23 protein-coding genes and 1 pseudogene are annotated in these 22437 nt (G+C 59.7%); 13 read left to right on the plus strand and 11 right to left on the minus strand.

Translation table 11 applies throughout. From position 1 onward, the window contains the following. Window positions 1–26: 26 nt before the first annotated feature. The 5 genes from N7U68_RS18220 to N7U68_RS18240 all read right to left on the minus strand — a co-directional run bounded on the left by N7U68_RS18220 (window position 27) and on the right by N7U68_RS18240 (window position 5254). The gene (locus N7U68_RS18220) at window positions 27–782 is read right to left on the minus strand and encodes an ABC transporter ATP-binding protein (protein ID WP_263047731.1); all 756 of its coding nucleotides are present in this window, start codon (window positions 780–782) and stop codon (window positions 27–29) included. Window positions 783–797: 15 nt separating this feature from the next. Then, window positions 798–1553 (minus strand): ABC transporter ATP-binding protein, encoded by a 756-nt coding sequence (locus tag N7U68_RS18225; protein ID WP_165193181.1) that lies wholly within the window; start codon window positions 1551–1553, stop codon window positions 798–800. Between the two features lie 12 nt (window positions 1554–1565). After that, on the minus strand, window positions 1566–2774 hold the full coding sequence (locus N7U68_RS18230) for a branched-chain amino acid ABC transporter permease (RefSeq protein WP_165193179.1): 1209 nt from the start codon (window positions 2772–2774) through the stop codon (window positions 1566–1568). 3 nt (window positions 2775–2777) lie between these two features. Beyond that, window positions 2778–3809 carry a branched-chain amino acid ABC transporter permease gene (locus N7U68_RS18235; RefSeq protein WP_165193177.1) on the minus strand — a complete coding sequence of 344 codons (1032 nt, stop codon included), beginning with the start codon at window positions 3807–3809 and terminating at the stop codon, window positions 2778–2780. Between the two features lie 98 nt (window positions 3810–3907). Beyond that, the gene (locus N7U68_RS18240) at window positions 3908–5254 is read right to left on the minus strand and encodes a substrate-binding protein (RefSeq protein ID WP_165193175.1); all 1347 of its coding nucleotides are present in this window, start codon (window positions 5252–5254) and stop codon (window positions 3908–3910) included. 217 nt (window positions 5255–5471) lie between these two features. Here N7U68_RS18240 and N7U68_RS18245 point away from each other — a divergent pair, with 217 nt between their 5' ends. The 6 genes from N7U68_RS18245 (at window position 5472) to N7U68_RS18265 (ending at window position 11548) form a co-directional block, all read left to right on the plus strand. Next, a complete protein-coding gene (locus N7U68_RS18245) occupies window positions 5472–6770 on the plus strand; it encodes a helix-turn-helix domain-containing protein (RefSeq protein ID WP_263047732.1) in 1299 nt (432 codons plus the stop codon). 71 nt (window positions 6771–6841) lie between these two features. Next, a complete protein-coding gene (locus tag N7U68_RS18250) occupies window positions 6842–7210 on the plus strand; it encodes a response regulator transcription factor (protein ID WP_165193171.1) in 369 nt (122 codons plus the stop codon). After that, the gene (locus N7U68_RS18255) at window positions 7207–7560 is read left to right on the plus strand and encodes a DUF308 domain-containing protein (RefSeq protein WP_263047733.1); all 354 of its coding nucleotides are present in this window, start codon (window positions 7207–7209) and stop codon (window positions 7558–7560) included. The genes N7U68_RS18250 and N7U68_RS18255 overlap by 4 nt, the downstream gene beginning before the upstream one ends. Further along, window positions 7557–9866: a histidine kinase dimerization/phospho-acceptor domain-containing protein gene (locus tag N7U68_RS18260; RefSeq protein ID WP_373322939.1), complete on the plus strand. Its 2310-nt coding sequence runs from the start codon at window positions 7557–7559 to the stop codon at window positions 9864–9866. Before N7U68_RS18255 ends, N7U68_RS18260 begins: the two co-directional genes overlap by 4 nt. Window positions 9867–9888: 22 nt before the next feature. Continuing rightward, window positions 9889–10242, plus strand: a complete 354-nt coding sequence (locus N7U68_RS21085) for a sensor histidine kinase (protein WP_373322940.1) — start codon at window positions 9889–9891, stop codon at window positions 10240–10242. A 103-nt stretch (window positions 10243–10345) separates the two neighbouring features. Next, entirely contained in the window at window positions 10346–11548 is a 1203-nt protein-coding gene (locus N7U68_RS18265; RefSeq protein ID WP_263047734.1) for a FliM/FliN family flagellar motor switch protein, read from the plus strand. Window positions 11549–11618: 70 nt separating this feature from the next. Here the strand turns inward: N7U68_RS18265 and N7U68_RS18270 are convergent, their stop codons facing one another. Next, entirely contained in the window at window positions 11619–12482 is an 864-nt protein-coding gene (locus tag N7U68_RS18270; protein ID WP_165193165.1) for an MBL fold metallo-hydrolase, read from the minus strand. A 134-nt stretch (window positions 12483–12616) separates the two neighbouring features. Here N7U68_RS18270 and N7U68_RS18275 point away from each other — a divergent pair, with 134 nt between their 5' ends. Beyond that, complete coding sequence (locus N7U68_RS18275; protein WP_263047735.1) at window positions 12617–14707, plus strand: enoyl-CoA hydratase-related protein; 2091 nt, start codon at window positions 12617–12619, stop codon at window positions 14705–14707. Window positions 14708–14712: 5 nt separating this feature from the next. Here N7U68_RS18275 and N7U68_RS18280 read toward each other — a convergent pair whose 3' ends face one another. Further along, a complete protein-coding gene (locus tag N7U68_RS18280) occupies window positions 14713–14928 on the minus strand; it encodes a hypothetical protein (RefSeq protein WP_165193161.1) in 216 nt (71 codons plus the stop codon). Between the two features lie 204 nt (window positions 14929–15132). On the opposite strand from N7U68_RS18280, the gene N7U68_RS18285 reads away from it, so the two are divergent. The 3 genes from N7U68_RS18285 to N7U68_RS18295 all read left to right on the plus strand — a co-directional run bounded on the left by N7U68_RS18285 (window position 15133) and on the right by N7U68_RS18295 (window position 17148). Next, window positions 15133–15393, plus strand: coding sequence for a DUF2312 domain-containing protein (locus N7U68_RS18285; protein WP_165193160.1), 261 nt, complete (start codon window positions 15133–15135; stop codon window positions 15391–15393). A 155-nt stretch (window positions 15394–15548) separates the two neighbouring features. After that, on the plus strand, window positions 15549–16220 hold the full coding sequence (locus N7U68_RS18290; RefSeq protein ID WP_263047736.1) for a hypothetical protein: 672 nt from the start codon (window positions 15549–15551) through the stop codon (window positions 16218–16220). 112 nt (window positions 16221–16332) lie between these two features. Then, a complete protein-coding gene (locus N7U68_RS18295; protein ID WP_263047737.1) occupies window positions 16333–17148 on the plus strand; it encodes a MipA/OmpV family protein in 816 nt (271 codons plus the stop codon). Window positions 17149–17246: 98 nt separating this feature from the next. Here the strand turns inward: N7U68_RS18295 and rplI are convergent. The 3 genes and pseudogenes from rplI to rpsF form a co-directional block, all read right to left on the minus strand. After that, window positions 17247–17880, minus strand: a pseudogene (rplI, locus tag N7U68_RS18300) (50S ribosomal protein L9). Window positions 17881–17892: 12 nt separating this feature from the next. Next, window positions 17893–18120 (minus strand): 30S ribosomal protein S18, encoded by a 228-nt coding sequence (rpsR, locus tag N7U68_RS18305; RefSeq protein WP_005852865.1) that lies wholly within the window; start codon window positions 18118–18120, stop codon window positions 17893–17895. 28 nt (window positions 18121–18148) lie between these two features. Continuing rightward, window positions 18149–18502, minus strand: coding sequence for a 30S ribosomal protein S6 (rpsF, locus tag N7U68_RS18310; RefSeq protein ID WP_165193153.1), 354 nt, complete (start codon window positions 18500–18502; stop codon window positions 18149–18151). Window positions 18503–18757: 255 nt separating this feature from the next. Between rpsF and N7U68_RS18315 the strand changes: the two genes are divergently transcribed. Together N7U68_RS18315 and N7U68_RS18320 are read left to right on the plus strand one after the other, a co-directional pair. After that, window positions 18758–19285 carry a hypothetical protein gene (locus tag N7U68_RS18315; protein WP_165193152.1) on the plus strand — a complete coding sequence of 176 codons (528 nt, stop codon included), beginning with the start codon at window positions 18758–18760 and terminating at the stop codon, window positions 19283–19285. A 141-nt stretch (window positions 19286–19426) separates the two neighbouring features. Further along, window positions 19427–19999 carry a YceI family protein gene (locus N7U68_RS18320; RefSeq protein WP_263047738.1) on the plus strand — a complete coding sequence of 191 codons (573 nt, stop codon included), beginning with the start codon at window positions 19427–19429 and terminating at the stop codon, window positions 19997–19999. A gap of 60 nt (window positions 20000–20059) precedes the next feature. Here the strand turns inward: N7U68_RS18320 and N7U68_RS18325 are convergent, their stop codons facing one another. Continuing rightward, a complete protein-coding gene (locus tag N7U68_RS18325) occupies window positions 20060–21286 on the minus strand; it encodes a cytochrome b/b6 domain-containing protein (RefSeq protein ID WP_263047739.1) in 1227 nt (408 codons plus the stop codon). A 197-nt stretch (window positions 21287–21483) separates the two neighbouring features. Here N7U68_RS18325 and fabD point away from each other — a divergent pair, with 197 nt between their 5' ends. Further along, window positions 21484–22425 carry an ACP S-malonyltransferase gene (gene fabD / locus N7U68_RS18330; RefSeq protein WP_263047740.1) on the plus strand — a complete coding sequence of 314 codons (942 nt, stop codon included), beginning with the start codon at window positions 21484–21486 and terminating at the stop codon, window positions 22423–22425. Window positions 22426–22437: the final 12 nt, after the last annotated feature.

The raw sequence follows: 22437 nt of genomic DNA on the forward strand, positions 1-22437 counted from the left end.
GCGTCCGCATAGTGGGTTCCCTTGCGTCAGATGGCAAGGTACTCGGCGCGCAGTTCTTCGTTCTCCAGCACCTCGGTGGCAGTGCCGTCAAAGACGATCCCGCCCGTATCGAGGATCACAGCGCGGTCGGCCAGTTCCAGCGCACGCACGGCGTTCTGCTCGACGATGATGGTGGTGATCCCCTGCTCTTTGATGATGCGCAGGGTCTTTTCGATCTCGTCGACGATCACAGGCGCGAGACCCTCATAGGGTTCATCCAGCAGCAGCACCTTGATGCTGCGGGCCAGAGCGCGGGCCACTGCCAGCATTTGCTGTTCACCACCCGACAGGGTTACGCCTTCTTGCTTGCGACGTTCCCTGAGGCGTGGAAACAGCTCGTACAGACGCTCGATGGACCAGCCGATCGGCGGCGCGATTTGCGCCAGTTGCAGGTTTTCCTCGACGGTCAGGCCAGGAATGATGCAACGGTCCTCAGGCACCAAGCCGATCCCGGCGATGGCTGCCTCGTGGCTGCGCATCCGGTGAAGGGGCTGGCCGTCCAGCCAGATTTCGCCGTGGTTCAGCTGTGGATTGTCCATCCGCGCGATTGAGCGCAGCGTCGTGGTCTTGCCCGCGCCGTTGCGGCCCAGCAGGGCCAGAATTTCGCCTTCGTGTACGTTAAAGCTGATGTCCTGAACGATATAGCTCTCGCCGTAATAGGATTGCATGCCCCAGACCGACAAAAAGGCGGGGGCGGTTTCGGCATAATTCTTGCCTTTGGAAAAGTCGGGTTTGACGTTCATGTTAGGCGTCCTTCCTTATGCGCTCTCGCCGAGATACGCTTCGCGCACCTTGGGATGGCCTTTGATCTTATCCGGCGTGTCCTCGACCAGCGGGCTGCCCTGTGCCAGCACAGTGATCCGTTCGGCCAAGGAGAACACCACATGCATGTCGTGCTCGATGATGGCGATGGTGATGTCACGCTCGTCCTTGATCTGTTTCAGCAGGTCGATCGTGTTGTTGGTGTCGGCGCGGGCCATACCTGCTGTCGGCTCGTCCAACAGCAACAGACGCGGGTTCTGTGACAGGCACATGCCGATCTCGAGGCGACGTTTGTCCCCCCGGCTCATCGAGGCAGAGTGAAAATGCCGCTTGTCCGCCATGTTAAGGCTTTCCAGCATGTGTTCGGCCTGCTCAATGACGTTTTTCTCGTTCACGGTGGCCCCGATGGCGTTCATCTGGAATGCCCCGTCGCGCTTGGCAAAGATCGGGATCATCATGTTTTCCAGCACGGTCAGATCGCCGAAAATCTCGGGCGTCTGGAACACGCGGGAAATACCCATCTGGCAAATCTCGTAGGGTTTGCGCCCCAGCACCGACTGTCCGTCAAACATAACGCTGCCGGTGTCCGGGATCAGTTTGCCGATAAGCACGTTCAGTAGGGTGGATTTACCGGCCCCGTTCGGGCCGATAATCGCGTGAACGGTGTTTTCCTCTACGCTGAGGTTCACATCGCCCAGTGCCTGCAGACCGCCGAACCGTTTGTTGACGTTCTTGACTTCAAGGATACCCATGGTTCTGTCTCCTTATTCCGCAGGCGTGGAATGGTTGGCGTCGGCTTCGGCCTGCTCGGCCTCGGTCCGCCCGGTAAATAGGCCACGGATCTTTTGGCCACCCTGTACCAGCCCGCCCGGAAGAAAGATCACGATCAGCATGAACAGAACACCCAGTGTCAGGTGCCAGCCTTTGCCGACGAACGGATGTACAATCGTCACCATGAAGTCCTCAATCCCGTCAGGCAGGAACGAGAACCAACCGTGCAGAACGCTGTCATTGATCTTTGAGAAGATGTTTTCGAAGTATTTGATCAGACCAGAGCCGAGTACCGGCCCGATCAGCGTGCCAGCCCCTCCGAGGATGGTCATCAGAACGACCTCACCAGAGGCGGTCCATTGCATCCGTTCAGCACCGGCCAACGGATCCACCGCCGACAAAAGCCCACCGGCCAGCCCGGCATACATGCCAGAGATCACAAAGGCCGCCAGCGTGTAGGGACGCGCATTCAGCCCGGTGTAATACATCCGGGTATTGTTCGATTTGACGGCGCGCAGCATCATCCCGAAAGGCGACCGGAAGATGCGAATGCTGAGGTAGAACGCGGCGATCATAATGAGCGCACAGAGGTAGTATCCAAAGTTGAACTGAAACGCCCACGCGCCGACTTCCATTTCATGGGTGGCCCGCATGCTGATGCCAAAGAAGTGCGGCAGGTCCGGCTTGCTGGCCGAATGCATCCATTGCGGATCGTTGGCGTAGACCTGCAACCCGGTCTCGCCATTGGTCAGGTTGAACTTGGGGTTCGACAGGACCGAATAGGCCAAGGCAAACGACATCTGCGCAAAGGCCAGCGTCAGGATCGAGAAATAGATGCCCGACCGCCGCAGGCTGACCACACCGATCAGATAGGCAAAGATGCCCGAGGTAACGATGCTGAGCAAGATGCCCGGCATGACGTTGTAACCCAACAGCTTGAACATCCAGACGCAGCTGTAGGAACCAACCCCGAGAAAGGCGGCGTGCCCGAAGCTGAGATAACCGGTCAGACCAAACAGGATATTGAACCCGATTGCGAAGATGCCGAAGATCACGAATTTCTGCATCAGGTCTGGGTAGCCGGCGTTGAATTGCGCCATGGCCGAACCTTCGGGAAAGGGGTTCAGGATGAAGGGAGCCAATGCCGTCAATGCGACGACGATCAGCAGCAATTGGAAGTCTTTTTTGTTCAATCCGAGCATGGTTTATTCCTCCATCACGCCTTTTTTGCCCATCAGGCCCCGCGGACGTGTCAGCAGGATTATGATCGCGACAAGGTAGATGATGATCTGGTTGATGCCCGGGATTGTTGTCGTCGCCCAGGTCGTTGATGCAAAGCTCTCCAAAATCCCCAGCAGGAAGCCGGCCGCGACGGCGCCGGGCAAAGAGCCCATGCCACCGACGACCACAACCACGAAGCTGAGAACCAGAAAATCCATGCCCATGTGATAGTTGGGGGCGTTGATCGGGGCGTACATCACCCCGGCGAGCCCGGCCACCGCGGCCGCGATGCCAAACATGATGGTAAACCGCTTGTCGATGTTGATGCCCAGAAGGCCAACAGTCTCGCGATCGGCCATGCCGGCCCGGACCACCATCCCGAATGTGGTGAATTGCAGAAAGGCGAATACCGCACCTATGATGAGTGCCGAGAAGGCAAAGTAGATAAGCCGCCAGACAGGGTAGATGACCGAATTCGGATCGAACCCCAGAAGCGGGCTGAAATCATAGCTGCCACGGAACATATCCGGCGCAGGCGTCGGAATTGGGTTGGCGCCAAAGTAGTATTTGATGACTTCCTGCAGCACGATTGCCAGACCAAAGGTCACTAGGATCTGGTCGGCATGGGGGCGTCTGTAAAAATGCTTGATCAGACCGCGCTCCATAATGACGCCGACAGCGATCATGACGGGTATTGAGAACAGGATTGCCAGTGGTACGGACCAGTCGATCAGGGCCGCGCCCATTTCGGGGCCGAACCAGTATTCGACATAAGGCGTGTCGACCTTTAACGGATTGCCCAGAAAATCAGTCTGGGTTTCGTCGACAGTCTGATAGCTGATGCTAAAGATTTTCGACAGTGTGACGGCGCAGAATGCCCCGAGCATGAAGATGGCGCCGTGGGCGAAGTTTACCACACCCAGCGTACCGAAGATCAGCGTGAGGCCCAGCGCGATCAGCGCATAGGCCGATCCTTTGTCCAAGCCGTTCAGAATTTGAAGGATAATTGCGTCCATTATGTCCACCCGTGGCAAATGAATTGCGGGAGATGTTCCACAATCCTGCGGAACGGTCCCGACCGCGCATGGAGACGCGGCCGGGTATTTTAAAAGGCTCAGGCGCCTGGGTTACACTTGCCCAGATCGCCACCTGCGAACATCGGGTGATCAGGTGCGTATTCGACCTGTGCCCGCGGTGTCACCTCGACGATTTCCAGCGTGTCGTACTGGTTTGTCGGGTTCTCTTTGCCTTTCATAACCAGCACGTCCTTGAAGCACTGGTGATCGGCGCCACGGTAGGTGGTGGGGCCATTGCCCATGCCGTCGAAGTCGAAATCTTCGAGGGCTTCGACCACGCCGCATGGATTGAACGTGCCCGCACGTTCGCACGCATCCGCATAGAGCAGGGTCTGTACGTAGCAGGTGTGTGCCGAGTTGGATGGCGGACGGCCGTACTTTTCGCCGAACGACTTGGTGAACGCCTTGGAGCCTTCGTCTTGCAGCTGCCAGTTCCAGTTCATCGAACCGATAACACCCTTCACGTTGTCGCCCGCACCAGCGGCCATCAATTCCGAATAAAGCGGTACGACGATTTCGAAGTTCTTGCCGTTGACCTGCTTGCTCAGCAAATCGAATTCGATGGCGTTCGACAGCGAGTTCACCATGTTCCCGCCGTAGTGGTTCAGAACCAAAACGTCGGCGCCCGAGTTCAGAACCGGCGCGATGTAGGACGAGAAGTCCGTGGACGCCAGCGGTGTCAGAACGTTGTTCACGGTTTCCCAACCGATGGCTTCGGTCGCGGCTGCGATCGATTCCTGCTGCGTCCAGCCCCAAGTGTAGTCAGCCGTCAGGTGATAGGCGCGGCGCTCTGATCCATAGGCATTTTTCAGCACGGGTGCCAAAGCCGCAGCAGACATGTAACCGTTAAAGAAGTGACGGAAGCCGTTGGCCTTCTTGTCCTTGCCGGTGGTGTCGTTGGAGTGCGTAAGCCCTGCCATGAAAATGACGCCCGCATCCTGACACAGACCCTGAACCGCAACAGCCACGCCCGAAGACGAGCCGCCGTTGATCATGATCGCGCCGTCTTTTTCGATCATCGACTTGGCCGATGCGCGTGCGGCGTCTGATTTGGTCTGGGTGTCGCCCGTTACGAAGGTGACTTTCTTACCCAGAATACCGTTTCCTTTCAGCGCCTTGGAGCTGAACGTATTCAGCATGCCGCCGTCACCCTCACCGTTGAGGTGCTCGACCGCAAGCTCCTGAGCGCGCAGTTCGTCCAGACCTTCTTCGGCGTAGGGGCCGGTCTGCGGAACGTTAAAGCCCAGCGTGACTGTGCTGCCGGACGGGGCATTGGTATAACCGGAATGCGACGCGGCGCTCAGATAGGTCGGCAGCGCCAGACCAGCACCGGCGGCGGCACTGGTCTTTAGCAGGCCCCGGCGCGTGAAATTTGATTTGGACATGTAGATCCTCCCTTAAAGAAATCATGGGGAGGGACTCCCTTGCGCCTCCCCACATGGCACAGGTGTGCAAATGCAATATGCCACAGGTTAAGAAAACTTCTCAACAACGTCCTTGAAAGAAACAATAATTTTGTAAAAAAATGAACAGGGAGTTGCTGGTGTTTGTAAAATAAATTTCATATCGTCGAAAAAGCATTGAAACGATGGAGAAATTGCCGTGACGGAAAGTTCGATCACTGGGACGCGGATACGCGAGCGGCGGGTGCAGCGCGGGATCAAGCAGACCTCGCTGGCGGCGATGGTCGAAATCTCGCCCTCGTATCTCAATCTGATTGAGCACAACCGGCGCAGAATCGGTGGAACCTTGCTCTTGCGGATTGCGCGGGCGTTGGGGGTAGAGCCGCAGGTGCTGAGCCAGGGCGCAGAGGCGGCGCTGATTGGCGGGCTGCGCGAGGCCGCGATTGATGGTTCTGTCGCCGCGTCAGAGCGTGATCGGCTGGAAGAGTTTGCAGGTCGGTTCCCCGGCTGGGCGCAAGCGCTGGTTGATGCCTTTCGGCGCGGCGAAGAAATGGAGAGGACAGTGCAGGCGCTTACCGACCGGCTGGCCCATGACCCGCATCTGGCGGAATCGATCCACGAGGTTTTATCCGTGGTGACGGCAATTCGATCTACCGCGTCAATTCTGGTGGAGACGCCGACGCTGGAGCAGAAATGGCAGGCCCGGTTCCATCGCAACATAGACGAAGACAGCAAGCGACTGGCAGATGGTGCGAAGTCTTTGGTGAGATACCTCGATGCCGCGCCGGGGTCAGAGGCCGATATTCGCTCGCCTCAGGACGAACTGGATCAGTTTCTATCGGAGAACCGGTTCTATTTTGAGGCGCTGGAGGCAGGAGATCGCGACCCAATCAATACAGTGCTAGAGGCGGATAACCTACTGACCTTGCCCACAGCGCGTGAACTGGCGCGGGCGTTTCTGGAGCAATATCAGAAAGATGCTGCACGGCTGCCACGGGCCAGACTGGAGCGCGCACTGGGTCGTGTCGGTCTGGATCCGGTGGCCTTGGCCGAGGATGTGCAGTTGGATCTGCCATGCGTCTTCCGACGTCTGTCGTCATTGCCGGACGATGTGGCAGGCCCCGTGGGGCTGGTGGTCTGTGACGGGGCGGGCGCGATGCTGACGCGCAAGCCGCTGGACGGCTTTGCGGTGTCGCGGCTGGCCGGGGCTTGTCCGCTTTGGCCGATCTATCGTGTGCTGACCCAGCCGGGTGTTCCATTGCGCATGACCGTACTGCAGTCGGATCGCGATGCACGGCCCGTGCTTGCGCTGGCGGCGACCGAGCAGATCGGACCGGTTCGGTTCAACGAACCGCCCCTTCTGCGGGCTTACATGCTGTTGCTGCCCGCGCCCGACAGCGAACAGGCACCAGCACCGGTGGGAACCAGCTGTCGTATCTGCCCTCGTATGAATTGCGCAGTGCGCCGCGAACCGTCGGTAATGCAAGACGGGTTTTGACAGCCCCGGCCAGTTGCCGGATAGTGGGACGGGGCAGCGTGCATCGCGCGACTGAAGGGGAGCAGGATCAGATGGTCAGGCAGGTTCTGCTGATAGAGGATGAGCCGAACATCATTGAGGCGATCAGCTTTATCCTGTCGCGTGACGGATGGGATGTGAGATCGCACTCTAACGGACATGATGCGGTGGACGTGGTGCGCGCACGTCGCCCGGATGTGGTTATTCTGGATGTGATGCTGCCGGGGCGCAGCGGCTTTGACATACTCGCGGACATCCGTGCTGACCCCGATCTGGAACAGGTGCCGGTTCTGATGCTGACCGCGCGCGGTCAACGCAAGGATCGCGAAATGGCCGAACGCGCCGGGGCCACCCACTACATGACCAAGCCGTTTTCGAATGCCGAAGTGCTGGATGTGGTGCGCACATTGGTACAGCCATGACCGAGGACGTCTCTGGCGAGCGCCCCGACGAAGTGCCCGGCGACGGCACCCGTACTGTATTTGTCGAACGAAGCGCCTATCGCCGTCGGCGCATGACGGACGCGGCCAGTCTTCTGCCGATCTTGGGTGTTGTGCTGTTTCTGGTGCCATTGCTATGGCAAGGAGACAGCGGGTCGCAGACGACCGATGTCATGCTCTATATCTTTGGTATCTGGGCGTTGCTGGCAGGGTTGTCGGGACTGATCTCGCGCGATCTGGGGCGCGACCGATCCGGAGGTGGAACCGGTCCCGGTCGCGACTCTGACGCAGACACCGACGCCGACAAAATTGCGGGCGGAGAGAGTGGATGACGACGCTCAATCTGCTGGTTCTTGTTTGCGTGCTATATGTGACGTTCCTTTTTGCCGTGGCATTTGGCGCCGATCGTGCTGCGCGTATGGGCCGTGGAAGATGGCTGCATTCGCCGCTGGTCTACACGCTGTCGCTGTCGATCTATTGTACGGCCTGGACGTTCTATGGCGCGGTTGGATTTGCCGCACGGTCCGGGCTGGAATTCGTGACGATCTACTTGGGCCCGACGCTGGTGATGATCGGCTGGTGGTGGATCCTGCGCAAGATGGTGCGCATCGGGCGTAGTCAGCGGATCACCTCGATTGCCGATATGATTTCGTCGCGCTACGGCAAGTCGAACACGCTTGCCGTGTTTGTCACGTTGATCGCGGTGATTGGCACAACGCCTTACATCGCCCTGCAATTGCAGTCGGTGACACTGTCGTTTGCCGCCTTCTCGGAGGCGGACCCGACACTGACCACCGCGCCAAATTTGCAGTCTACCGCACTCTTTGTTGCGATCGGTCTGACGGTTTTCACCATCCTGTTCGGCACGCGCAATGTCGATGCGAACGAGCGGCATCACGGCGTGGTGATGGCCATCGCGCTCGAGGCGGTGGTCAAACTCTTTGCCCTGATGGCGGTCGGCGTCTTTGTCGTCTGGGGGCTGGGCGACGGGATCGGCAACACGCTCAGGGTCATTGATGCGTCGAAGATTGCCGAATGGGAAGTACCGGGAAGCCGCTGGGCCGGACTGACGATGTTATCGGCGGCGGCGTTCCTCTGCCTACCGCGCATCTTTCAGGTGATGGTGGTCGAAAATGAGGACGAGGGTCATCTGCGCACGGCGACATGGGCATTTCCCACCTATCTCATGCTGATGAGCCTGTTTGTCGTGCCGATTGCCGCTGTCGGGCTGGAACAGATGCCAACCGATGCAAATCCCGACCTCTTTGTGCTGACGCTGCCGTTGCTGGCAGGAGAGGACGGGCTGGCAATTCTGTCATTCCTCGGCGGGTTCTCGTCAGCGACGTCAATGGTGATCGTGGCGGCGATTGCGCTGTCAACGATGGTGTCAAACCATATCGTCATGCCGATCTGGCTGCGGTTGACCGGCGGCACGGCGATGATTGCGGGCGATGTGCGTGGCGTTGCATTGCTGGCGCGGCGGCTTTCCATCGCCGGAGTGGTGATGCTGGGTTATCTCTATTTCCACTTTTCCGGCGCGGGCACTGCGCTGGCTGCGATCGGGTTGGTGTCCTTTGTCGGATTGTCACAGTTCTTGCCGGCACTGATGGGCGGGCTGTTCTGGCGTGGGGCTACCCGTACCGGTGCGTTGGCCGGGCTGACGGTGGGGTTCGTCCTCTGGCTCTATTGTTTGTTTCTTCCCAGCTTCGGTCCCGGCGTGCTGTTGCCGGTATCCGTCATCGAAGATGGACTGTTGGGGTTGTCGTGGTTGCGGCCTCAGGCGCTCTTTGGCGCAGAGGGAATGGACAAGGTCGTACATGCGGTGATGTGGGCGATGTTGCTGAATACGTCGGCCTTCATCACCGTGTCGCTGCTGACATTCCCAAAGCCGGTCGAGCGATTGCAGGGCGCGCAGTTCGTCAATGTATTTGACCATTCCAGCCGTCCGGGAACCTGGTCAGGAGGACTGGCGCAGTCCGAGGATCTGTTGATCATGACTCAGCGGATCATGGGGGCGGCGGATGCACAGGCATTGTTTTCGAACATGGCGCGCAAGCAGGGTTTGACCGGCTATCTGCCAGAGCCATCAACAGAGTTTCTGGAAGTGCTGGAACGCGAGCTGTCGGGATCGGTTGGGGCGGCCACAGCCCATGCCATGATCAGCCAGATCGTCGGGCGCGCCACGGTGTCGGTCGAGGATCTGTTGGCCGTGGCCGATGAGACTGCGCAGATCATGGAGTATTCCAGCAAGCTGGAGGCAAAATCCGCTGAACAGGCCCGCACCGCGCGGCAACTGCGCGAAGCCAACGACAAGCTGACCAAACTATCGGTGCAAAAGGATTCCTTTCTCAGTCAGGTCAGTCACGAACTTCGGACACCGATGACATCCATTCGCGCCTTTTCCGAGATTCTGCGCGACACCGGTGGGATGAATGCCAGTGATCAGCAGAAATACTCCTCAATAATCTATGATGAGTCCCTGCGCCTGACGCGCTTGCTGGATGATCTGCTGGATCTGAGCGTGCTGGAAAGCGGTCAAGTCACTCTGAACATGCAGTTGGGGCTGGTTTCCGAAATGCTGGACAGGGCTGTGGCGGCAACCGGCGGGGCGACGGGCGGCATTCAGAATCGAGCGTGATCTGGCAACGGAGCAGATCGTCTTGAACACCGATGTGGATCGGCTCAGTCAGGTTTTCATCAACCTGATCGCCAATGCGCGCAAATACTGCGATGCCGATCAGCCCGTGCTCAGGATTAGTGTGAGATCCGCAGATGATATGCTGGAGATCGACTTTGCCGACAACGGCACCGGGATCCAGATGGCCGATCAGGCGGTGATTTTCGAAAAATTCGCGCGCATTGGCGTGTCTCAGGCGGCGGGGGCGGGGCTTGGTCTGGCGATCTGCCGCGAGATCATGGCGCGGCTGGGGGGAGACATCAGTTATCTGCCGGGCCAGAGCGGTGCCGCCTTCCGCGTGACATTGCCGCAAGGGATGCGGATGACGGCACAATAACTGTCATATGAAAGGTGGCAGATTTTACCGGGAAACGTTTTGGTAACCGTCACGCTCGTAAGGTCAGGACAAGTGGCTCTGAACGCGTTGCAACGGCGGATGTATGGCGGACGACAATACTAGATCAGTGATGCGCCGTATGGCCCGGATGGGACGGCAGGAAAGTACCGCCCGCGCAATGAGCCCGGCCAAGGCGCTGCGCCTTTCGCTTGCACGGACGGCTGACAGGCTGTTTGATCTGCCGTTGACAGTGACGGCGGTCGAACAGGATCAAATCAGCTTTGCCGACCTTGCGCCCGAACTGGGTCAGGGTGGAATGCTGGCCCTGCTGTATGGCGCGACCGGCGAGAGCGGTGCGATGCGTCTCGATCCGGGGTTGTTGGCGGCGCTGGTCGAAGTGCAGACCACGGGTCATGTGAGTGGGCATAGCGACGCGAACCGCCGCGCCACTCGGACCGACGCGGCAATTGCCGCACCGATGATCGACGGCACGCTGGAACGCATAGATGCCTGTATGGCCTCGGACGCGGGTGAGGCTTGGATCGGGGGTTATCGCTACGGCGCCATGTTCGAGGATGCCAGAACGCTCATCTTGTCGCTGAGCGCGTCCGACTACACCATTTTCCGTGTGATGCTCGAGATCGGCGCGGATGCCCACCCCGGTGCACTGACGATGATACTGCCGCGGGTGGCTGACAATGATGTGGCTGAGACAACGGCGGTCATCGAAACAGGCACCACAAAACCCGACAGGGCCCTTTCACGGGCGGTTCTGGAGGCTCCTGTCACGCTTCGTGCGGTGTTGGGCCGTATCACAATGCCGCTGGACAAGCTTTGCGCATTGAAAGCGACCGACAAGCTGCCTTTTGGCAAGTATCAGCTGTTGGAGGCGCGTCTGGAAACGGGGCAGAAGCACCTTGTCGCACAGGCCCGGCTGGGACAGATGAACGGCGCACGGGCTGTTCGGCTGATGTCGCTGGGCAGATCAACCGACACCGCGACGGGTCTACAGGTCAACCGGCGCGCGGAGTCCAAGGGGGCAACAGAGAAGCCGACCCAACCGGCGGCACTTGATATTGCCTCGCTCGCGCGTGCGGCCGGTCCAGTACCGGATATGACGCCCCCCGATGACGGAGGGCATAACACTATGACCGCCGCCACGCAGCCGGATCGCGATACGCCGCTGGTCGGCATGACGCCACCAATCGCCGCCAGGGTCGATGTCACAGAGCATCTAGGCGATGAAACCACGGTCGACGAGGCGCATGATCAGCCGATGCAGGTTCAATCCGTCAGCAACGTGTAACCTGCACGAGGCCTGCGGCGCGCATCGGCCATGGGTCGGGTTTGGTTGAGATCTGCCATTACCTCTTGAGTCAAAGTTTGTTGATCGGCACCTTGAGGAACACGTTGCCGCTCTCGTCTTCGGGGGGCATTTGTCCTGCGCGCATGTTGACCTGAAGCGACGGAATGATCAGCCGGGGCATGGCCAACTGCGCATCACGCGCGTCTCGCATGGCGGTAAAGTCAGCTTCTGCGACGCCGCCGCCGACATGGACGTTGCGCGCTTTTTGCTCGCCAACCGTACTCTCCCAGGCGAATTCTTCGCGTCCGGGCGCCTTGTAATCGTGCCCGACAAAGATACGCGTATTATCCGGAAGGCTGAGTATTCGGTGGATCGAGCTGTATAGTTGTGCAGAAGAACCGCCCGGAAAATCACAACGCGCCGTGCCGAAATCGGGCATGAAGAGTGTATCACCTACGAAAGCTGCATCGCCGATCACATAGGTCAGGCAGGCGGGCGTATGGCCGGGCGTGTGTAGAACATCACCACGCATCTGACCAATATGCAGGCTGTCGCCATCGGAAAACAGCCGATCAAATTGCGAACCGTCGCGCTGAAACTCCGTGCCTTCGTTGAATACCTTGCCAAAGGTTTCCTGAACCATCCGGATATTTGCACCGATACCGATCTTGCCGCCAATGCGATCCTGAATGTAGGGTGCAGCCGACAGGTGGTCGGCATGCACATGTGTCTCCAACAGCCAGTGCACTTCAAGTTTATTGGCCTGAATATGGGCAATTATCCGGTCGGCAGAAGTGGTATCGGTCCGTCCCGACGCATAGTCGAAATCCAGCACCGGGTCGATCACGGCGCAGGCGCTGCCCGCAGGGTCGCGTACCACATAAGAAATCGTATTGGTGGCCGGATCAAAAAAGGCGGTGATTTCGGGGGACACGGGCGATCGTACTCCTCTGGTTTGCCGAAGGATAACCGCGCAGGGCCAGCCCTGACAAGCGGACGATTGCGCGCAGCCCCGCCGATCGAACCGCGCGGTATCGGTTCAGGCCCTTGCCAGTGCGCAGGGCTTTGGTGCTAAATGCGGCAAAGGTCGCAAAATACGACCAGAGTGAAGAGGTGAAGGTGTCGGGGCAGGATCTGGAAATCTCAGAGGATCAGGACAAGCACCACCCCGGTGTTCGTGTCATCACCCTTGCTGGAGGTACTGGGGGTGCGCTCGATCCCGGCGTGCGGACCCGGCTGAGCGAAGCCCTCGTTGCCGCGCAGGCGGACCCGGACGTGAGGGCCATGGTTCTATGCGGTGAGGGCGGGATATTTTCCGCCGGTGTCAATGTGACGGAGTATGGTGCGCCACTCTCTGCGCCATGGGTCGATGTGTTGGCCGAAAAGATCGAAGCCAGCGCCAAACCGGTCGTGGCGGCCATCGCGGGGGTCGCGCTGGGGGCTGGATTTGCATTGGCCTTGGCGGCGCATGGACGTGTTGCGCACGCAGAGGCACGCGTCGGCCTCCCTGAGGTGAAGCTGGGCCTCGTGCCCGCTGGTGGCGCGACGCAACGCCTGCCGCGATTTGTGGGCGCGCAGGTCTCATTGGCGTTGATGCTGTCGGGGCGCCCGGTGTCTGTGCGCGATCCGGGGCTGAAACGTGTCTTTGGCCGGATCGAGACGCAGGGCGTGGTTGCGGCGGCGTCCGAAATGGCGATCAAACTGGCCGATGCTGGTCCCCCGGTGCGGTCCGGCGATCTACGTATTGGGTTGACCGACCCCGGTGCCTATCTTCGGTCTACCGCCGAAATTGCAGCGAAAGGATTTGCCGAGGACAGCGCCGAGGCAGGCATCGTGCGCGCCGTTGAGGCGGCGCTGCTGTTACCATTCGAACAGGGTATGGCGTTGGAAGTGGCCCTGTTCGAAGAAGCTAGGATGGCCCCGGCAGCGCGCGCGGCGCGTCATATGCTGATGGCGGAACGTCGTGCCGCGACGGTGGCGCTCTCTCCACCCGGCACTGCACGACAGTTGCGCGATGTGATCGTGACTGGCAGGCGTGGTGCCTTTGTCGAGACGACGATCATGGCGCTTGATGTCGGTTGGGCTGTGCATTTGCGCCCGCCGCGACCGGCTGATGCGCCGACAATTCGTGATCGCGTGACCGAAATTTATGATGGTGCTGTAGGGCGCGGACGTATGGATGCTGCTGCGCGTGATGCCCGTCTTGGGCGACTTCACTTGCCGGATGAGAACGTATCGGATCCGGATATGCCTTTGGTGTTCGAACTTGGCGGCGCAGGGCCGACGCTTGCAGGCGATCCGATCCGCGTGCGGTTAGGGGAGGCGGACATGCTGCACCCGGAAGCTGACGGCCCACAATATTGGGCGCGCCTTTATGCTCCGGCTCATAGTGCACCGCTTGCCGAGGTTGCATTTGGCAGCGATGCACAACCCGACGCGATTGCAACCGTGGTGCAGGCCCTGAGAAAGGCACGCAAGACAGTGATCCGCGCGGGCATCTTTCCGGGGATGATCGGGCATAATCTGGACTGGGCGCTTTGGTCGGCGGCGCTGGCGTTGGCCGAGGCCGGGCACAGCCCATATGACATCGACATCGCCGCGGAAAAGCTGGGCTATGCGATCGGCCCATTTCGTCAGATGGATGTCGAGGGGCTTGCCGTTGCCGCAGCGCGGTTGGATCATCTCGCCGCAGCGCGAGGGGCACCGCCGCTGTCCGAGCATAGCCCGGTCCGTCATCTGGCAAGGGATGGTCATAGCGGACGCCGTGCGGGTCGCGGATTTTACATCTACGAGGCAGGCACCGCACAGAGGGATTCGGCACTCCTGTCGCGCATCCAAGGTCTGGGCGCAACGCCAGATGCCGACCTCGGCGCTGTGGACCCCGGCGCGGCGCTGGAGGCAGCGATCGTAAACGAGGCGGCACGTCTTCTGGCGCGGGGTGTCGCTCTGAGAGCGAGCGATATCGACGTTGTGCTGGTAAAGGGAAGCGGTATTGACCGCAGGCGAGGGGGGCTGCTGATACAAGCCGATATAAAGGGTCTGTTTCCCATCCTGCAGGTGATGAAATCCCTTCAGGATGCCGCCCCTCATGTGTGGCAACCTCAGGACGGGGTATTGGATATGGTCAAGAATGGCGTTGGGTTTTTCGGTCGGGTCTGACGCGATCAGCCGAGCAGAATACCAATGACCACCATCATCAACCCTATCACCGACAAGAAGAGTGCAGCAGAATTGAGCGGCACGACACCTTGCAGGACGGCCCGCATTTCCGCGTCTCCCAGCCCTGCCTTGCGTGCCCTCCAGACCCGGACGATGCACCAGACAAGCCCCGCAAGCCCGGCCAACGACACAGCCGCACCTGACCAGATTACAATGTCCATTTCGCGCGCTCCTCTCGGGTCAGTCATCCTGCTCTGCGCCTAAAGCGTTTTGCATTTGATTTGAAGTAAAGATTTGCCGCACGCCTCTCGTGATGCGAGTGGGTTTTGGTCCAGTTTTGAGCTGCGCGCATGCCGCTCGACCCTTGCGGGAGGGGCTGGTGCGCGCTACTCACGGGGTCCAGTTATCAGGCAGAGAGACAGAATATGAACGACAGCGTTTCCGACAGCACCTACCGCGTGACCGCTGATGAACTGCGTCAGTTCATCGAACGGTTCGAACGGCTGGAGGCCGAGAAAAAAGACCTTGCCGAGCAGCAAAAAGAAGTGATGGCAGAAGCCAAGTCGCGCGGTTACGACACCAAGGTGCTGCGCAAGGTGGTGGCGCTGCGCAAGCGTGACAAGGACGACATCGCTGAAGAAGAGGCAGTGCTGGAGATGTACAAAGAGGCACTGGGTATGTCGTAACGACCTTCCGGGATGCGTTCAGGTGGACGTAACAGGCGTGCACCAGAATTGAAACCGGGCATCAGGGCGCTATATCCCCCTCATCTTGGGCTTGGTCCTTCGAGGGGGAATTCGGCGTGCCGGAAAAGATCGGTAGCATAAGGCTGACTGTTTTCATGTTGGCACTTTTGCTCTGCGCCACGCCGATACTTGTGATGGCCGCAGAGCACGGTGCGGCCCCGACCGCCCGAAGCACCGGCCTGATGTGGAACCGCACCGGATTACCTGCCGTATTTCCGCTTCAGGTCAAGACGCCCGTGGGGCAGGACTATTTTCTGACTTTGGTAGATGACGAAACCGGCAAGGACGCGCTGGCCGCCTATATTGAGGGTGGCGATTTCTTCAAGGTTCTTGTCCCGCCGGGGGTGTTCCGGTTGCGCTTTGCCGCCGGAGACGTCTGGCAGGGCGAGGAAAACCTGTTTGGACCAGACGCGCGGACTCGTATTTTCGAGTTGAACACACCGCTGACCTTCCGGGTTCGCGGGTTGGGCACGAAAATGGGTCATGTCGTGAATATCTTGGAATTAGAGGCCGGTCAGGCCGTGCAAGCGGCGGTAAAGGACCAGAACATCTGCCAGTCGTTGCGGGTAGAGTATCCATCGCTGACTTACCGCACGCTGCAGCAAGAGATGGACCGGCAAACAAGTCGCCGCGGACCGATCAGAACACTGGCAGAGCAACCGAAATACCTGAATGAGCATCTGTCTGGCAAAGTGCTGGATGGGCAATCGAACAGCTTTTACATTGAGGGACCCCAGTATGAACTGTGGTCGCAATTCTGCGACTGAGCAGACATGGAACATCGCCATAAGGCGAGATTCACCAACGCCCTTCAACCTGCGCGTATGATAACGTAAGGCAGGGAAAAATAAAAAAATACAGATACAGGACGACACCTAGATGAGACTTATTTTGCCATTCGTGGCCTGCGCCGCGTTGCTTGCTGAGCAGGCTAATTCGCAGGAGATGCCGAACGAGGATGGTTGGAAATTCACCCTCAGTGCCGGGATGATCGCGGCTCCGTACTACCTTGGCGATGACGACTATCAGCTCAGCGCGGTTCCTGGTTTCCGCGTGAGTTACGGAGACCGTTTTGAGGCCTCCCCGTTCGGGCTGCGGTATGCGTTCATCTCCGGCGGCCCGATCCGCGTCGGGGGCATCGTGTCCTATGACTGGGGGCGTGATCAGGAACTGGATGGCAGTCCGTTCGGACTGTGGGGCGGAGGCGGGTCAACTGAACTGCTGGGATTGGGTGATGTGGATGGCACGGTGGAGCTGGGCGGTTTCATCGCCCTTGGTGGACCGCGCTATACTGCCAGATTTGAATTGAGGCAGGCGGTCGATGGCGGCCATGATGGATTGCACGGCAGCGCCGAGTTAAAGGCGAACGGTCGAACCACGGCGTTCGGTGCGCCGATGTTCTTCAGCTTCGGTCCCGAATTGTCGTTCGGTGACGATGACTACAACAGCGCGTTCTTTGACGTGAATGCGATCCAATCGGCGGCGTCGGGCATCACCGCCTTTGACGCGGGCGGCGGGATCAATTCGATCGGTCTGCACGCCACGACAGTGGTACCGGTGAACGATCATGTTTCAGTGATTGGATTTGCCGGGTATGATCGGTTGGTCGGGGATGTCGGTAAATCGACGATCGTGTCCGAGCGCGGATCAAGCAATCAGGGTTCGGCGGGGTTCTTTCTGAACTACAGCTTCTAAAGCCATTGGCAGCGGCATAGACGTTTGCCAGCACCGACATAAGAAAAGGCCGCGCAGTCTCCTGCGCGGCCTTTTGCAATTCTTCGAGAGGCGCCGGATCAGGCAGTCTCGTCGTCCTCGCCACCTTCGGGCAGCACTTCGTCGACAGTTTCGGCCAGATCGTCGTCGTCGGACGCGGCGGCACCAATATCGTCAAAAAGCTCGGCGATCTCATAGTCGGCTGCTGCTTCTTCTTCGGCTGCCATCTCTTGGATCGATTTGCCGGACGCTTGCAGTTCGGCCTCTTCGGGCGAACGGGCAACGTTCAGGATGATCGTGGCTTGGACCTCGGGGTGCAGCGTCACGATGACGTCATGCAGACCCAGTTCCTTGATCGGGCTGGACAGTGCGACCTGCTTGCGGTCGAGCGTGAAGCCCGCCTCGGTCGCTGCCTCGGCTGCGTCACGGGTCGAGACGGAACCGTAAAGCGCACCCGAGATCGGCAGCTTGGCGAATCACGATGAACGTCTGATCGTTCAGCTTGTCGGCCATCGCTTCGGCTTCTTTGCGGGTTTCCAGGTTATCCGCTTCGAGTTGCGCCTTGCGCGTCTCAAAGCTGGCGATGTTCTGCTCGGAAGCCGACAGCGCCTTGCCCTGAGGCAGCAGATAGTTGCGTGCGAAACCGGGCTTTACGTCCACGACTTCGCCCATCTGGCCCAGTTTGGCCACACGTTCGAGAAGGATCACTTGCATATCAGATACTCCTTACTTCACTGCGTAGGGCAGCAGGGCGAGGAAGCGGGCGCGCTTGATGGCACGGGCCAGTTCGCGTTGCTTCTTGGCCGAAACGGCGGTGATGCGCGACGGCACGATCTTGCCGCGTTCGCTGATATAGCGTTGCAGCAGGCGTGTGTCTTTATAGTCGATCGCAGGTGCATTGTCGCCCGAGAAGGGGCAGACCTTGCGGCGGCGGAAAAATGGTTTTGCGGCCATGGGTTAGTTCCTTATCTCTGGACGTTGATCAGCGGCGCTCACGGCGCTCGGCGCGCTCGTCGCGTTTCTGCATCTGGACCGATGGTCCTTCGGCGTGCTCGTCGACCTTGATGGTCAGAACGCGCATCACATCGTCATGCAGGCGCATCAGGCGTTCCATTTCCTGCACGGCCGCCGCAGGGGCGTCGGTGCGCAGATAGGCATAGTGGCCCTTGCGGTTCTTGTTGATCTTGTAGGCCATCGTCTTGACGCCCCAGTACTCGTTTTCAACGAGTTTGCCGCCGTTGTCGGACAGCACGGTGCCGAAATGTTCGATGAGGCCCTCGGCCTGCGCCGACGAAAGGTCCTGGCGCGAGATAAAGACATGCTCGTAAAGGGGCATGCGAATTCCACTTCTATCAAGGCGCATTTCAAAGGACGGGCCAGTGATCCTTTCGCGGCCCATCCACGAGAGACTGCGCGGGTTCACGTATTCTTGCGAAAGGAATGGCTCCTATAGGCCGGATTGCGCCGTATCGCAAGACCCGCTGGCCCGGCCTGACCGATGGCCCGACTATGACCGATCTTATGCCTAATTTCAGCCGTCATCGTGGGGCAGCGTGGTCCAAACAACATCACAGAATGTGAGGCGAGCAAGATGACCATGTTACCGCAGAGTGCATTACCGCAAACCTATATGCCCGAAGGGCCAGCCCGCAAAGAGGCGCCCATCCCGTCACACCATTTCGAGGCCGAGCACGAGTCGCCGCTGCGCTCATTCGTTTATCGCTGCACGGGTGTTGCGGCAATGCTGGCGGCCGTGGGTATCTGGCTGGTGCCCGTGGTGCCCGGAGATGCCGCGATGCAATTGGCAAAGGTTGTCATGTCTGCTGCGCTGGTACTTGGTGGTGGAACACTCTTTGCCTCGTTGCGCCGCGCCGACGGGCCAACGATCGAAATCGACACCAGACGCCGCCTGTTGACCATCATCGACCACGATACGCGTGGCAAGGTTCGCATGACCAATGTCCATTCCGTCGACAGCCTGTCCGAGATCGTGTTGCGTGATGGTCTGTTGACTGCGCGCGATGCGCAGGGCCGTAGCCTGCTTGCCATTGGCGTGACGGATGAGGCAACCAAGATGGCGCTTCGTCAGATGCTGGGTCGGGGTCTGCGCCCGGCCTGATGGGCGACATCTCGGGTGATTTGCGCGCGAACGCATGCCAGTGTTCGCCAATTCACACGAGATGTTTACTTCTGGGCAATTGCCTGACGCGCATCACAGGCTAAGTTCTCTGCATGATATTCTCAACATGGAGAGAGACAGATGAAATCGACCATTTTCGCTGCCGCGCTGGCGTTGACTGCCACGGGGGCATATGCCGCTCCGGAAAAATACGTTCTGGATGCCAGCCACAGTCAGGTTGTGTTCAGCTATAACCACCTCGGCTATTCCACCACCTACAACATGTTCGCCGGGTTCGAGGGCGAAATCATGTTCGACCAAGAAGACCCGGCGAATTCATCGGTTTCGGTCTCGATCCCGGTGATGTCGCTGTTTACCGGCTGGGAAAAGCGGTTCGGTCATTTCATGTCCGACGATTTCTTTGGTGCGTCCGAAGGGGACATGGTCACGTTCACATCCACCGGCATTGAAGTGACAGGCGATGATGAGGCGATCATCACTGGCGATCTTACGATCAACGGCATCACCAAATCCGTGCAGCTTGAGGCCGAATTGAACAAGGCCGGTCAACACCCCATGGCGGGCAAGGCGTGGGCCGGTTTCGATGCTGAAGCGGAAATCAAGCGTTCCGATTTCGATTTGGGCAAATTTGCACCCAATATCAGCGATGAAATTGACATCGAGATTTCGATCGAGGCCATGAAGGCCGAGTAAAGGCACTGCATCCATGCAAAATGAAAGCGCCCGCGACTGGCTCGCGGGCGCTTTTCTGCGTTAATCTCCGCGGATTGCCGTCAGGTCGAACCGGATCTCGACGCCAAAGCCCAGCGAGTCTTCGTCGCTCATGCTCTGGCCAATGTTGTAGTCGCGCCGATCGACGCCTGCGCTGCCCTGCGCGACGGCTGTCGCGTCGTCGATTTGCAGATCGAATGGAATGCGCAGAGGCATTGTCTGATCGCGAATGCGCAGCGTGCCATCGGCGACCAGACCGGCTTCGGCGTCACGCTTCAGAGCGGCGGTGAATGTCGCCGTGGGGTGGTTCGCAGCATCAAGAAAATCCGCGCCCATTGCCTGTTCGGTCACACTGCCCAGCGTCAGTGACGGGATCGATACCGTCACCTCGACACTGCCGCGCGTGCCGGGTTCGTCCGACCCGTCATAGGTTATATCGGCCGTCCAGTCGGCAAACTGGCCATTGATTTGTGATCCCATCTGCACGATCTCGATGGTCAATGTGCCGTCAGTCACCTGCCATTCGCCCTGCGCCTGTTCCAGCGCGGCTGTCTGTGTCTCGGGCGCGGCATGGGCGAACCAGCCCAATCCGGCAGCGCCGCCAATCGCAGCGGCCCACACGATCAGCGCCGCGACCAAGGGCAGGGCATGGCCGGGTTGCATGGCCGTAGGCTGGGCGGGGGTGTGCCCCGGTAACATCCGGCGCAGAGTCGCATCCTTGTCGATGATATGATGCTTTAGTGCGCCCGCAACATGCAGGCCAATGGCCCCGGCCAATACCCATTGCAGGATATAATGCAGCGTGGCGGCGATCTCGGACACGTACTCGGACTTTGGGACGTAGGGTAGGGATTGCCCGAAGGGCCACCAGATCGGGGCAAACCCGCTGGCGGCTGCGTGGCTGACCCAGCCCGCCAGCGGCACCGCGACGAGCGAGCCGTAAAGCAGCCAGTGCACGGTTTCCGCCGCACGTGATTCTGCCCAGTGATCACCGTTCAACAGCCCCGGTTTGGTTTGCGTCAGCGCCCATAGGATACGCGCAAATGCCGTAAAGAACAGGGCGACACCCAGCGTCTTGTGCAGGGAAAACAGCAGCGCCGTCCAATCGAGCAGGGTTTGCGACGCGCCGCCCTCTGCTGATCTGATTTGACCGGCCAGATTGCTGGCCAGCAGCCCCAGCGCAAAGAGGCTGAGGATCAGCAACACCGTCAACCAGTGAAATATCTTGGTGACAGCTCCGTAGGTGTCGGAAGTATTGGAAAGAGTCATATGGGATCGCATTCCGTGGGTTCAGGGCGGGACAGTTGTCTGTGATTAACCTAACGAACCCCGCGCGCCGGGCAATGGCGCAATGCGCAGGGTGGATGTTCGCAGATGCACGGGTGGGCCGCGGTTTCCGACTTGGTCGTTGCCTCTGAGCGGCAGGCGCGCTATCCGAAAGAAAAGGCCAGAGGGGGACAGCAGCCATGAGCCGTGCATTCATATTTCCGGGGCAGGGTGCCCAAACGATCGGCATGGGCCGCGCATTGGCCGAGGCCTATCCAGCCGCCAAAGCCGTCTTTGACGAGGTCGACGAGGCATTGGGCGAGGCGCTGTCTGCGTTGATCTGGGAGGGCGCGCAGGACGACCTGACACTGACGCGCAATGCCCAGCCTGCGCTGATGGCCACATCGCTGGCAGCGTTACGTGCGCTGGAGGCTGAGGGCGTGTCACTGGACGCCGCGCAATTCGTGGCAGGGCATTCGCTGGGCGAATATTCGGCGCTGGCCGCCGCGGGATCGCTCAGTATCGCGGATGCGGCGCGGCTCTTGCGCACGCGCGGGGCTGCGATGCAAGAGGCGGTGCCGGTCGGTGTTGGCGCGATGGCAGCCGTGCTGGGCCTCGATCTGACCGCCGTGCGCGAGGTCGCCGAAGCGGCCGCGGAGGGGCAGATTTGTCAGGCGGCCAACGATAATGATCCCGGGCAGGTGGTCGTCTCGGGACATGCAGAGGCGGTCGAGCGCGCAACCCATCTGGCCAAAGAACGCGGCGCGAAGCGTGCGATGCTCTTGCCGGTCAGCGCGCCATTTCACTGCGCGCTGATGGAACCGGCTGCCAAGGTCATGGCAGAGGCTCTGGCACAGGTCGATCTGAATGCGCCAAAGGTGCCGCTGGTCGCCAATGTGCTGGCTCAGGCGGTCAGCGATCCGGCACAGATCCGGCAGCTACTGATCGATCAGGTCACCGGCTCCGTGCGCTGGCGCGAAAGCGTGATGTTCATGGCAGGCGAAGGCGTGACAGAAACATGGGAGATCGGCGCGGGCAAGGCACTGTCGGGCATGGTCCGCCGGATCGAGCGCGAGATGACCGTGCGCAATGTCGGCGCACCCGACGATGTGCAAGCCGCGGTCGAGGCATTGAACGCATAAATCAGGTCAATC

Origin of the sequence: Roseovarius pelagicus, from assembly GCF_025639885.1 — a bacterium.
Taxonomy (GTDB): domain Bacteria; phylum Pseudomonadota; class Alphaproteobacteria; order Rhodobacterales; family Rhodobacteraceae; genus Roseovarius; species Roseovarius pelagicus.